General features: G+C 69.6%; 9 protein-coding genes. 1 reads left to right on the forward strand and 8 read right to left on the reverse strand.

Features of this window, described 5'->3' with window-relative positions; genetic code table 11:
- Positions 1 to 39 precede the first annotated feature (39 nt).
- The 8 genes from ABIC63_RS21410 to ABIC63_RS21445 all read right to left on the reverse strand — a co-directional run bounded on the left by ABIC63_RS21410 (position 40) and on the right by ABIC63_RS21445 (position 9,095).
- The gene (locus ABIC63_RS21410) at positions 40 to 963 is read right to left on the reverse strand and encodes an ABC transporter permease (protein ID WP_354321291.1); all 924 of its coding nucleotides are present in this window, start codon (positions 961 to 963) and stop codon (positions 40 to 42) included.
- On the reverse strand, positions 960 to 2,024 hold the full coding sequence (locus tag ABIC63_RS21415; protein WP_354321366.1) for an ABC transporter permease: 1,065 nt from the start codon (positions 2,022 to 2,024) through the stop codon (positions 960 to 962). Before ABIC63_RS21415 ends, ABIC63_RS21410 begins: the two co-directional genes overlap by 4 nt.
- A 2-nt stretch (positions 2,025 to 2,026) precedes the next feature.
- Positions 2,027 to 3,610 carry an ABC transporter ATP-binding protein gene (locus ABIC63_RS21420; RefSeq protein WP_354321292.1) on the reverse strand — a complete coding sequence of 528 codons (1,584 nt, stop codon included), beginning with the start codon at positions 3,608 to 3,610 and terminating at the stop codon, positions 2,027 to 2,029.
- A complete protein-coding gene (locus ABIC63_RS21425) occupies positions 3,598 to 4,515 on the reverse strand; it encodes a 5'-methylthioadenosine/S-adenosylhomocysteine nucleosidase (RefSeq protein ID WP_354321293.1) in 918 nt (305 codons plus the stop codon). Before ABIC63_RS21425 ends, ABIC63_RS21420 begins: the two co-directional genes overlap by 13 nt.
- A gap of 13 nt (positions 4,516 to 4,528) precedes the next feature.
- Positions 4,529 to 5,527 carry a BMP family protein gene (locus tag ABIC63_RS21430; RefSeq protein WP_354321294.1) on the reverse strand — a complete coding sequence of 333 codons (999 nt, stop codon included), beginning with the start codon at positions 5,525 to 5,527 and terminating at the stop codon, positions 4,529 to 4,531.
- Between the two features lie 282 nt (positions 5,528 to 5,809).
- On the reverse strand, positions 5,810 to 6,445 hold the full coding sequence (gene upp, locus ABIC63_RS21435; RefSeq protein WP_354321295.1) for a uracil phosphoribosyltransferase: 636 nt from the start codon (positions 6,443 to 6,445) through the stop codon (positions 5,810 to 5,812).
- Positions 6,446 to 6,495: 50 nt separating this feature from the next.
- On the reverse strand, positions 6,496 to 7,818 hold the full coding sequence (locus tag ABIC63_RS21440; protein ID WP_354321296.1) for a URC4/urg3 family protein: 1,323 nt from the start codon (positions 7,816 to 7,818) through the stop codon (positions 6,496 to 6,498).
- Entirely contained in the window at positions 7,815 to 9,095 is a 1,281-nt protein-coding gene (locus ABIC63_RS21445; RefSeq protein WP_354321297.1) for a GTP cyclohydrolase II, read from the reverse strand. The genes ABIC63_RS21440 and ABIC63_RS21445 overlap by 4 nt, the downstream gene beginning before the upstream one ends.
- A gap of 143 nt (positions 9,096 to 9,238) precedes the next feature.
- Between ABIC63_RS21445 and ABIC63_RS21450 the strand changes: the two genes are divergently transcribed.
- On the forward strand, positions 9,239 to 12,940 hold the full coding sequence (locus tag ABIC63_RS21450) for a PAS domain S-box protein (RefSeq protein ID WP_354321298.1): 3,702 nt from the start codon (positions 9,239 to 9,241) through the stop codon (positions 12,938 to 12,940).
- Positions 12,941 to 13,095: the final 155 nt, after the last annotated feature.

Below are 13,095 nucleotides of genomic sequence, written 5' to 3' on the forward strand. Positions count from 1 at the left end.
TACGGCGCGCCGCCGCTCGCCCATGCGGCGAAGGACTCATCAACGCTCGCCCTTGCGATAGGGCTTCATCAGGGCCTGCGGGTAGCTGGCCTTTCGCGCCACGAGCACCAGCGCCAGGATCGACAGCACATAGGGCAGCATCAGATAGACCTGATAGGGCAGGGCGGCATCGCCGGCCTGCTGCAGCCGCAGTTGCAGGGCATCGAAGAAGGCGAAGAGCAACGCACCCAGCAGCGCCTTGCCCGGCCGCCACGAGGCGAAGACCACCAGCGCCACGCAGATCCAGCCGCGGCCGTTGACCATGTTGAAGAAGAAGGCGTTGAAGGCCGACAGCGTGAGGAAGCTGCCCGCCACACCCATCAGGGCAGAACCGGCCACGATGGCGGCGGTGCGCGTGGCCGCCACCGACACGCCCTGGCTTTCTGCAGCCTGCGGGTTCTCGCCCACCATGCGCAGCGCGAGGCCTGCCGGCGTGCGGTAGAGCAGCCAGCCGACCAGCGGCACGAGCAGCAGGGCCAGCAGCGTCATCGGCGTCTGCGCATTCAGCACCGGGATCGGCAGCCAGTCCATGGGCGCGAAGGGCGTGACGGTCGGCGGCGTGCTCACCTTGGGAAAACTCACCCGGTAGCCGTAGTAGGACAGCGAGGTCGCCAGCAGCGTGATGCCCAGCCCGCACACATGCTGCGACAGCGCCAGGCCCACGGTGAGCCAGGCATGCAGCAGGCCGAAGGCAGCGCCCACCAGAGCGGCGACCACGACGCCCATCCACAGCGGCGCGCCGGCGTACACCGCCAGCCAGCCCCCAAAGGCGCCGGCCACCATGATCCCTTCGATCCCCAGGTTGAGCACGCCGGCCCGCTCGCACAGCAGCACGCCCAGCGTGCCCAGGATGAGTGGCGTCGCGATGCGCAGCAGGGCCACCCAGAAGGAAGCCTGCGCCACGATGTCGAACACCTCGCTCATCGCGACCACCTCAGCCGGAACTGCGTGAACAGCGCCGCCACCAGCACCGACAGCAGCGAGGCGGCCACGATCACATCGGCGATGTAGGTCGGCACGCCCACGGCGCGGCTCATCGAATCGGCGCCGACCAGCACGCCGGCCACGAACACGGCAGCCGCCACCACGCCCAGCGGATGCAGGCCCGCGAGCATGGCGATCACGATGCCGGTGTAGCCATAGCCGGGCGACATGTCGAGCGTGACATAGCTGGTGCGGCCCGCCACTTCGACCGCACCGGCCAAGCCGGCCAGTGCACCCGAGAGCAGGGCGGTGAGCACCACGGTGCGCGTGACCGGCACGCCGGCGAAGGCGGCGGCACGCGGATTGGCGCCCAGGGCGCGGATATCGAAGCCCAGCACCGTGTGCTTGAACAGCAGCCATACGCCCACCGCCAGCACCAGCGCGCCGAGCAGGCCGCTGTGCACCCGCGTCTGCGGGATCAGCTTGGACAGCTCCAGGTCCGACTGCAACGCCACGCTCTGCGGCCAGCCCATGGCCGTCGGGTCCTTCATCGGGCCGTCGAGCAGCGCGCCAACGGCCAGCAGCACGATGAAGTTGAGCAGCAGCGTGGTCACCACCTCGTCCACGCCCAGTCGGCTCTTCATCAGCGCCGGGCCCAGGAGCAGCAGCGCGCCCGCCAGCGCGGCCGCCAGGAACATCAGAGGCAGCAGCACGGCCACCGGCCATTCCAGGCCCGTGCCGTCATGCATCCCACCGATGGCGACGGCGGCCAAGGCGCCGGCATAGAGTTGGCCTTCGGCGCCGATGTTGAACAGCCGCGCCCGGAAGGCCACCGCCGCCGACAGGCCGGTGAGGATCAGCGGGATGGCCCGCGTCAGCGTCTCGCTCAGCGCGAAGACCGAGCCGAAGCCGCCCGAGAGCAGCAGCCCGTAGGTGCGGCCCACCGGTGCCCCGGCCCACAGCACCAGCAGGGCGCTGACCAGCAGCGTGAAAGCGACCGCGCCCACGGGCGCGAGCACCAGCGCCGTGCGTGAGGGTTGCGTGCGTCGTTCGAGCCGCATCGTCATGCGGGCGTCCTTTCCGTTTCGCCGGCCATCGCCAGGCCGATGGCCTCGCGCGTCCAGGCCTCGGCCGGTCGCGTCGGCGTGAGGTGGCCGCCGTGCATCACGGCGACCTGATCACCCAGGGCCAGCACCTCGTCGAGATCGTCCGAGATCAGCAGCACCGCCGCGCCCGCGTCGCGCGCCGCGATCAGCTGCCGCTGCACATAGGCCACGGCGCCGATGTCCAGGCCCCAGGTCGGCTGGTGCGCGACGATCAGGCGCGGGACTTCGGTCGACGAGGCATCGGGCGCCGTCAGCGCCCGGCCGAGGATGAGCTTCTGCATGTTGCCGCCCGAGAGCGAGCGGGCCGGCACGTCCAGCCCGCCGCCGCGCACGTCGAAGGCCTGCTGGATGCGCGCCGCATGGGCGCGTGCCGCCGCGCGGCGCACCCAGCGAAGGCCGGGCAGCAGCCGGCGCGAGAAGGCGGGGGTGCGCAGGCGTTCGGCCACGGCGTTCTCCCACACCGGCAGGTCGCCCACCATGCCCACGGCATGGCGGTCTTCGGGGATGCGCGCCACCCCCTGCGCCACCAGCCACGCAGGCTGTGCAGAGAGCGGCGCACCGAGGAGCTTCAGCCATCCGGATCGCGCCTTGCGCGTGCCGCACAGCAACTCGGCCAGCGCGACCTGTCCGTTGCCGGAGACGCCGGCAATCGCCGTGATCTGCCCCGCGCGCAGTGTCAGAGACACCTCGTGCAGCGCGCCGGCGCCACCTTCGGTGCTCACGCCGTCGAGCACGCACACCTCGGCGCCAGCGCCGGAGGCGGGCTGCCGCACCGGCGCTTCCACCGCATGGCCCACCATCCATTGCGCGAGCTGCGCCTGCGTGGTGTCGGCTGCGCGGGCCTCGGCCACCAGGCGGCCCTGGCGCAGCACGGCGACGCGGCGCGAGACGCGCAGCACCTCGCCCAGCTTGTGGCTGATGAAGATGATCGACAGCCCCTGCGCCACCATCTGGCCCAGCGTGTCGAACAGCGCCTCGCTCTCCTGCGGCGTGAGCACGGCGGTGGGCTCGTCCAGGATCAGGATGCGGGCGCCGCGGTACAGCGCCTTGAGGATCTCCACCCGCTGGCGTTCGCCGACCGACAGCGTGGCCACGCGCGCATCGGGCGACACCGGCAGGCCGAATCGCCGTGCCACCGCCTCCAGCCGCTCGCGCGCCGCCACGCGGCGGGTGAAAGGCTGCCACAGCGGCTCGCTGCCCATCACGATGTTGTCGAGCACGCTGAGGTTGTCGGCCAGCGTGAAGTGCTGGTGCACCATGCCGATGCCCGCCGCCAGCGCCGCCTGCGGATGGCCGGGCGGCAGGGGCTGGCCGAAGGCCTCGATCCGCCCCTCGTCGGCCACGTAATGGCCGAACAGGATGGACATCAGCGTGGACTTGCCGGCACCGTTCTCGCCCAGCAGCGCCAGCACCTCGCCGGCGTGCAGGGTGAGCGAAATGGCGTCGTTGGCCACCAGCGGGCCGAAGCGCTTGGTGATGCCCGCCAGCCGCAGCACCGGCACGCCGCCGGCCGCGTCGCCCGCCGGGCTCAGGGCTTCCATTGCGCCAGGAAGGCCAGCAGCACCTGGGCCGAGTTGTCGGCGGCCAGGCGCATGAAGGTGCCCATCTCGTTGGCACCCCCGCCCCCGCCGGCCAGGTCGCTGAGCGAGCGGAAGGCGAGGTAGGGCACGCCATTGGCATGGGCCACCATGCCCACCGCGGCCGTCTCCATGTCCAGCACGTTGGCCTGGAAGGTGGCGAAGGTGTATTCGCGGAAGGCCTTGTTGTCCATGAAGGCCTGGCCCGACACGCCGTTGCCGCCGACCACCAGGCGCGGCGCATGCCGGAGGCAGGTGCCGGCCGCACAGGCCGCCAGGTCCACCTTCATGGTGCGCGCCGCGGCCAGCATGCCCGGGTCCACCTCGAACCAGAAGCGCCGCGTGACCTGCGGCTGCGCCGCGGAGCGGAATTCCACCGGCCGCGGAAACATCATGCCGAAGTTGGGCAGCGTGGCGTCCTGGATGAAGGGCGGCTTCTCGTAGCGGCCGGGCGCGGCTTCCTTGGCCATCAGCACTTCAAGGTACTGGCCCCACTGGGCCGGCACCGTGACGTCCCCGATGGACAGGTTGGGATTGACGCCCCCGGCGATGCCGCTGAACACCACATGGCTGACCTTGAAGCGGTCCAGCGCCAGCTGGGTGTTCATGGTGGCGTTGGTCATGCTGATGCCCGACAGGAACAGCACCACCGGCCGCCCTTGCAGCGTGCCGGTGTGGAACTCCACACCGTTGATGCGCGTGGTGCGCGCGTCCTGCAGCTTCTGGCGCAGCAGCACCAGCTCAGGCTCGAAGGCCGACATGACCGCGATGCGCGGGGTGTCGGCAACAGGGGGCGGCCCCATGCCGGCACAGCCGGCGAGGGCGGCGCTGGCCGCCAGGGCCAGCAGGAATCGGCGGAAGCTGTTCATGCGGCCAGGGGCCTCACTTGGACGACTTGGGCTGGCGGTCGTCGATCTTGACGCTGTACTTGCCCGACAGGATCTCCGCCTCGCGCGCCTTGACCTTGGCGACCAGATCGGCCGGCACCTTCTTTTCGAAGGTGCCCAGCGGGGAGAGCTCGGAACCCTTGTATTGCATCTGCGAGTAGGGGCCGTAGTCCTCGGCCTTGAACTGGGCGTCCTTGACCAGCTTGATGGCGCGGTCGACGGAGGGCTCCATGTTCCACAGCGCCGACACCACCACCGTGTCGGGGTACTGGGGCTGCGTGTTGATCACGTTGCCGATGGCCAGCACCTTGCGCTCCTTGGCCGCGTCGCTCACGCCGAAGCGCTCGGCGTACATGATGTCCGCGCCCTTGTCGATCATGGCGAAGGCGGCCTCCTTGGCCTTGGGCGGATCGAACCAGCTGTTGATGAAGCTCACGCTGAACTCCACCTTGGGATTCACTTCCTTCGCGCCGGCCATGAAGGCGTTCATCAGCCGGTTGACCTCGGGAATCGGAAAGCCGCCGACCATGCCGATCTTGTTCGACTTGGTCATGCCGCCGGCGATCATGCCGGTGAGGTAGGCGGGCTCCTGGATGTAGTTGTCGAAGACGCTGAAGTTGGGCGCCTGCGGCTTGCCGGAGGAGCCCATCAGGAACATGGTCTTGGGGAAGTCCTTGGCCACCTTGCGGGCCGCAGCCTCGACCGCGAAGGCCTCGCCCACGATCAGCTGGTTGCCGGCCGTGGCGTACTCGCGCATCACGCGCTCATAGTCGGCATTGGCCACGTTCTCGGTGGCCTTGTACTCGATCTCGCCGCGGGCCTCGGCCGCCTTGAGTGCCTTGTGGATGCGGCCCACCCATTGCTGCTCGAAGGGCACGGTGTAGACCGCGGCCACCTTGAGCTTGGACTGGGCGAACGCGAACTGCGGCAACCCGACCGCGACAAGCCCCGCCAGGGCGGCGGCACTCAGGATCAGGGGACGGCGCTGGATCATCTTTCTCACTCCTCGTTGATGGGTGTTGGACAAGCAGGATTGGTGCCGGGGCTGCAGCCAGGCACGGCGGGCGATTCGCACGACCAGGACAACCGGGCCACCCGGCGCCCATGCGGCAAGGAACACCAGCTTCGCCCGACACGCCGCCCCGCACTTAGACAGAAGGCCGCGGAGCAGGCCACGCCAGCAACACGCGCGGAACCGGCTTTGCCGGGCCGCTGCGTGTGCCCCCGGAGGGGGTTGGCGGAGCGGGCCCTAGCCCGCGCAGCCTGGGGGCGAGCTCTACTTCGTACCGAAGATCCGGTCGCCCGCGTCGCCCAGACCCGGCAGGATGTAGCCATGCTCATTGAGTTGCCGGTCGATGGCCGCGGTGTACACCGGCACATCCGGATGCGCCTCGTACATGGTCTTCAGGCCTTCGGGGCAGGTCAGCAGGCAGACGAACTTGATGGACTTGGGCAACAGCTCCTTCAGGCGCTCCACCGCCGCCACGGCCGAATTGCCGGTGGCCAGCATCGGGTCGACCACCACGATGTCGCGCTCGTCCATGCCGCTGGGCATCTTGAAGTAGTACTCGACGGCCGTGAGCGTCTTGGGGTCGCGGTACAGGCCGATGTGGCCGACGCGCGCCCCGGGCACCACGCTGAGCATGCCGTCCAGGATGCCCGTGCCGGCCCGCAGGATCGACACGAACACCAGCTTCTTGCCGTCGATCACCTGGCCGCGTGTCACTTCGAGCGGCGTCTCGATCTCGATCTCCGACGTCGGGATGTCCCGCGTCACCTCATAGGCCATCAGCGAGGCCAGTTCGTTGAGCAGGCGGCGGAAGCTGTTGGTCGAGGCGTCCTTGCGACGCATGAGCGTGAGCTTGTGCTGGACGAGCGGATGGGTGATCAGGTGAGCGTTGGGCGTCGTCATGAATCGTTCTTGTCAAAAACAGAAGGCGTGCGATGGTAGAGGAGGCGGGCTCAGAACACCGTGCCGTCGCTCTCGATGCGCAGCGGGGGCAGGCCATGGCGCAGGCGCTGGGCCACGGCCCGGCCGGCCGCCCAGGTGCCGCCTTCGAGGATGCAGGCCAGCGGCATCTCCTCGGCGCTGCGGCCGACGTGGCGACGCACGATGGGTGCCAGCTCATCGAGCAGTGCCACGGTCAGGGCGCGCCATTCGACGATGAATTCGTCGCCGACCTGCCAGGCGCGTTCGAGCAGGGCCGCATCGCGCGGCACGATCACGCCGGTGTCCAGCAGCAGGCCGCCATTGCGGTACTCGGGCAGGGCGGTGAGGGCGTCCAGTCCTTCGACCTTCACGCCCGCCCACTCGAAGGGCTCGATCAGCGAATAGGTGAGCCACTGCGACAGCTTGTGGAAGGGTACCCAGCCGTGGGTGCGGCCCTCGCCGCCGACCGCGCTGTGCGCCCAGCAGTCGCCCAGGGCCAGCGCCGGCTCGCCCGGGCCGGGCAGGGCGGTGGGGTGGCGATGCAGGTAGTTGGCCGAGGGCCAGATGGCCGAGAGCGAATCCAGCAGCAGCGTGAGGATGGCGTGCACCTGCACCGTCGCGGTGGGCGGGACCGCCACGCCTTCGGGCGCGATGAGCATGTCGAACAACCCGCCGGGCCGCTGCACCTCGGTGCCGAAGACGGCCGGCTGCTCGGCCAGCACCTCACCCAGGCGGCGCAGCAGCGTGACCCGGCCGTCCAGGCCGACCAGCGGGTTGTCGCTGCGCACCTGGAAGGCTTGCGCCAGACGGTCGGTCACCAGGGCACGCAGGCCGGCGGCATCGGCCTGCAAAGGGCGATCCGGGTCAGAAGAAAACAGTCCGGCCTTGAAGGCATGGAAGCTGGCCACGCCCAGGCCCTCGGAACGGGTGAAGCGCTGGTCGGACGCCGACTCGTGGTAGGCCCAGTCGGCACCGGCGCCCGCATCCAGCAGCACGCTCACCACGGCGAGATCGATGCGCGCCTTGGCCTTCTCGCGGGGCGTCGCATGTTCGCCCAGCAGATGATCGAGTTCGGCCGCCCGGTCGACGCCGCCCGCCTCGAAATGCCGCCAGCGGCTGTGGTACGGGATCGGCCGCCACGCGTAGCGCGCCTGGGTGACCTGGGCCACTTCACGCGCCGCATCGTCCAGGCTCGTCTCGTCGCCGATGGTGAAGAAGGCCGATTCGCCGCGGCGCGCGCGGGCCAGCAGTTCGGCCGCGCGCTCGCGCACGGCGACCGTCGTGCGCAGCCAGGCGACGGCGGCCTCGGGTTGGTTGAGGTCGGTGGCGGGAAGCACGTGTTGGCTGTCCGTCATTCGCCCAGCCCCCGCCCGCGGGTGGCCTTGAGTTCATCGGCACCAGGCACCTTGCCGGGTGTGAAATAGCCGGCCGCCATCTTGGCGTCGATCTCGACCCGGGCATCCGCCGGGATGAGGTCGTCGGGGATGTTGACGCGCTCGCCCACTTCGATGCCCGAGCCGGTGATGGCGTCGTATTTCATGTTGCTCATGGAGACCAGCCGGTGGATCTTGCGGATGCCCAGCCAGTGCAGCACGTCGGGCATCAGCTCCTGGAAGCGCATGTCCTGCACGCCGGCCACGCATTCGGTGCGGGCGAAGTACTGGTCGGCGGTGTCGCCGCCCACCTGGCGCTTGCGGGCGTTGTAGACCAGGAACTTGGTGACCTCGCCCAGCGCCCGGCCTTCCTTGCGCGCATAGGAGATCAGGCCCACGCCGCCGCGTTGCGCGCCTTGGATGCATTCCTCGATGGCGTGCGTGAGATAGGGTCGGCAGGTGCAGATGTCGGAGCCGAACACGTCCGAGCCATTGCATTCGTCGTGCACGCGGGCGGTGAGCTCGACCTCGGGGTTGGCCAGGTCGCGCGGGTTGCCGAAGATGTAGATCGTCTGCCCGCCGATGGGTGGCAGGAAGACTTCGAGGTCGGAGCGCGTGACGAGCTCGGGATACATGCCGCCCGTCTCCTCGAAGAGCACGCGCCGCAGGTCGGTCTCGGAGCAGCCGAATCGTCGGGCCACGCCCGGCAGCCACCAGACCGGCTCGATGGCCGCCTTGGTGACGAGGGCCGCGCCACCGGCAGTCAGGAACTTGCCGTCGGCCTTCAGGCGGCCTTTCTGCAGCGCGTCGATCACCTCGGGCAGGATCACATGTGCCTTGGTCACGGCGATGGTGGGCCGGATGTCGTAGCCCGCAGCCAGCTCCTGCGCGAACACGTCGGAGACGACGGCGCCCCAGGGGTCCATCGACACGATCTTGCCCGGCTCGCTCCATTGCGGATAGGGCCCGATCGCGTCGGTCGGCGACGTGTTGGTGAGGTCGGCACGGTGCTCGCGCTTGAGCGCCCCCGCGGCCACGGCCAGCGCGCGGTAGACGCTGTAGCTGCCGCTGTGGGTGCCGATCACGTTGCGGTGGGCGCGCTTGGTCGTAGTGCCCACGACCGGTCCGCGTTCGGCCGGGGTGGCCGCGTCCCAGTGGATGGGCAGCGAGCCCAGGCCGCCGGCATGCGAGGTCAGGCGGATGTGCTGGCGGGAGGAGGGTGAGGTGGCAGGGGGAGACGTGGTGCTGTCTACAGACATTGCAGGCCCTCAAAAATGTCAATGTAGCGAGGGGTCGGACCGCTGGCAAGAAAAGAGGGCATGCGCCGCGTCCTCCCCCAAATAGCCGAGACGCAGGAGGGCGGACAGGCTTGGGTTACTTTCTGCAATATAGTGAAAAAGCCATGTCGTGGTTCTCCTCTGCCGGCTTTGCTGCCGAGCCTCTGCTCTGGCGCCTTCACGATGCGCGGCTGGTCGGCCTGTCGGTGGTCCTGGCCATCCTGTCTTCCATCCTGGCGGTGCACATGGCATCGCTGGGCTGGCGCGCGCGACATGCCGGCATCCGCCATCTGAGCGCGGCCGGTGGCGCGCTGGCCATGGCCTGCGGCATCTGGGCGATGCATTTCATCGGCATGCTGGCCTTTGCCTTGTGCGCCGCGGCCCCGATCGGGCTGGGCATGACGGCGCTGTCGCTGCTGCCGGCGCTGGGCGCCTGCTGGGTGGCCATGCTGCTGCTTACGCGCGCGCATCTGGGCCGGGCGGCCATTGCCTGGGGCGGGGTGGCGGTGGGCGCGGGCATCGGCGCCATGCACCATGCCGGCATGGCCGCCTCGGCGGCCATGGTGGGCATGCGCCACGATCCCGGCTTGACCGCCTTCTCCTTGGTGCTGGCTGTGCTGCTGGCCACGCTGGCGCTGTGGGTCTATGCCCGCCTGCGCATGCAGGCGCAGGACCGGCCCTGGCGGGTGGCGGCCGTCGCGGGGTCGGTGCTGGGCCTGGCCATCCTCGCCATGCATTACACGGCGATGGCGGCGCTGCACTTCGACGGCGTCGCCATCGACGGCGTCCCTGAGGGGCGGCACACGCTGCTGGTGGTGGCCATTGCCGGGTTCGTGGCCCTGATCGGCCTGCTGGCGGTGGCGCTGCACGTGGGGTTGCGCCAGCGTCATCTGCTGGAGCAGGTGCGCCGCAGCGAGTCGCGCCTGCGCGCCCTGGTGGACACGGCGGTGGACGGCATCGTGATGATCGATGCACACGGCACCATCCAGTCGTTCAATGGCGCCGCCGAGCGCCTGCTGGGCTGGCGGGCCGACGAGGTGGTCGGCCGCAACATCGCGATGCTGATGCCCGAACCGCATCGCGGGGGCCATGACGGCTACCTGGACCGCTACATGAAGACGGGCCTGGCCAACATCATCGGCGTGGGCCGCGAGGTGGAAGCGCGCGACAAGCAAGGGCGGCTGCTGCCGGTCCGCCTGGCCGTGGGCCGGGCAGAGCTCCAGGACGAGGCGCTGTTCGTCGGCTTTCTCACCGACATCCGCGAGCGGCGGGACATGGAGCTGTCGCTTCGCCGCAGCGAAGAACAGTTCCGCTCGCTCATCGCCAACATTCCCGGCGTGACCTTCCGCTGCCGCTTTGCCCGCGACTGGCGCATGCTGTTCATCAGCGACGCCGTGGAGGGCCTGTGCGGCTTCCCGGCGGAGGACTTCCTGGCCGGGCGCATCAGCTATGCGGACCTGATGCACCCGGACGATGTCGAGCGCATCTGGCAGCAGGTCGGCCAGGCGCTCGCCCATGACCGCTCCTACCACGTCGAATATCGCCTGCGGCACCGCAGCGGCCGGTTGCGCTGGGTGTCGGAAACCGGCCGGGGCGTGCGCGGCAATGATGGTGAGATCCAGTGGATCGACGGGGTGATGGTCGACAACACCGCGCTGCGCGCGCGCAACGCCGAGTACGAGGGCATCGTCAACGCCATCGGGCGCGCCCAGGGCATGGTCGAGCTGGACCTGGATGGACGCATCCTGCGTGCCAACGACCTGTTCCTGCGCCTGGTCGGCTACACCATGGAAGAGCTGCGCGGCCAGCCCCATGCGGTGCTGTGCCGGCCCGAAGAGGTCCAGAGCGCCGACTATGCCGAGCGCTGGCGGCGGCTGCGCGCCGGCGAGCAGCAAAGCGGCGAATATGCCCGCATCACCCGGGACGGACGGGAGGTGTGGCTGCACAGCTTCTACAACCCGATCCTCGATGCCGAGGGGCGGCCCTTCAAGATCCTCAAGCTGGCGGCGGACCTGAGCGAGCGGCGCCTGATGGAGCAGGCCCTGCGCGACGCCAAGGAACGCGCCGAATCCGCCGCGGCGGCGCGCAGCAGCTTCCTGGCCAACATGAGCCACGAGATCCGCACGCCGATGAACGCCATCATCGGCTTCTCGGAGGTGCTGCTCGATTCGCCGCTCGACGCCAGCCAGCGCCGCCACCTGAGCACCATCCACCAGGCCTCGCATTCGATGCTGCGGCTGCTCAACGAGGTGCTCGACACGGCCAAGCTGGAGAAGGGCGCGATGACGCTGATGGAGGAGGACTTCTCCCTGCGCGCGCTGTGCGACCAGGTGGTCGCATCGATGCGCATCAGCGCGATCCGCAAGGGCCTTGACCTGGTCCTCGACTACCACCCGAGCGTTCCGCTGCACTTCCGCGGCGACGCGCTGCGGGTGCAGCAGGTGCTGCTCAACCTGCTGGGCAATGCCGTGAAGTTCACCGAACAGGGCAGGGTGGTGCTGCGCGTGCGCCATCACGGTGGCCAGCTCAGCCTCGAAGTGGAGGACACCGGCATCGGCATCGAGCAGGACATGCTGGAGCGCATCTTCGAACCCTTTGCCCAGGCCGACGCCTCGACGTCGCGGCGCTTCGGTGGCACGGGGTTGGGCACCACCATCTCGCGACAGCTGGCGCACCTGATGGGCGGCACCATCCGGGTAGCCAGCACGCCGGGGCGCGGCAGTGTGTTCACCGTGCGGCTGCCATTGCCGCTGGGCAGTCCCGCCGGATCGCCGGATGCGGCTGGAGGCGCAGACACGCCGCTGCAACTGCCCGCGCTGCGCGTGCTGGCCGTGGACGACGCGCCGAGCAACCTGGAGCTGCTGGAGATCCTGCTGGGCCGCGAGGGCCACCAGGTGGCACTGGCCGGGGGCGGCGAACAGGCGGTGCAGATCGCCGCGCGCGAGCGTTTCGACCTCATCCTCATGGACCTGCAGATGCCCGGCATGGACGGCCTGGAGGCGGCGCGTGCCATCCGCCGTGCCGAGCAGGCGGCGGCCGACCGGCACACGCCGATCATCGCCATGTCTGCGAGCGTGCTCGAGGCCGACCGCCTCGCGGCCGAGTCCGCAGGCATGGAGGGCTTTGCAGGCAAGCCCCTGGCGCCGGCGCAGCTCATGCGCGAGATGGCCCGCGTGCTGGGACTCGTCCTGGCCCCGGATCTGCCCGAGGCCGGCCATCCCGAGTCGCTGGCCATCGACTGGCATCGCGCACTGTCGCTGTGGCACCGGCCGGGACTGCTGCACGACGCGCTCGAACGCTTCCTGGCCGAGCAGCGCGCGACGCCGGGGAGGCTGATGCAGCTGGCGGACGACCAGGACTGGAAGGGCCTGGCCGCGCTGGCGCACCGGCTGGTCGGGGCGGCGGGGCATTTCGGTCTCAATACCCTGCAAGGATTGGCGGGTCGACTGGAGACTGCGGCCCTGGCCCAGGATCCCACGGGGTGCAGCCAGTGCATCGTGGCGCTGCCGGGCGAACTGCTGCATGCGGAACAGGCGCTGCGCGCCCAGCGCCTGCAATCGCCGGACGCGGTGTGGCTCAACGCCGCGAACGGCACCGATGTGCAACTGAACCTGGCGTGCGTGCTGGACCTGATCGCGCGCACCATCACGCTGCTGCGTGCAGGGGAATGGCCGGAGGTTCCATTTGGAGCGCTCTCTGCCTTGCTGCCTGCCGAAATGCTGGAGGATGCCAACGGCGCCATTGCCAATTTCGATTTCGAGCGCGGTCGCAGGGCCCTGGAAGTGCTGGCGGACCGGCTTCAGCGGGCCGCGCCGGTGGAAGGATGAGGCGCGCGGCCCAGCATCTGTGTGCGAGAGCCAGCCGTTGCCGAGGCGGTCGCAGCGACGGCCCGGCCCAGGTCGAGGGCTGGGAACTCGGCGGTCTATCCGTCCATTAGATATGCAATGTGCGTTATGTCAAATAACGTTGATGCCTGATGGGC

The organism is Pseudacidovorax sp. 1753 (genome assembly GCF_040544975.1).
Lineage (GTDB): Bacteria > Pseudomonadota > Gammaproteobacteria > Burkholderiales > Burkholderiaceae_C > Xenophilus.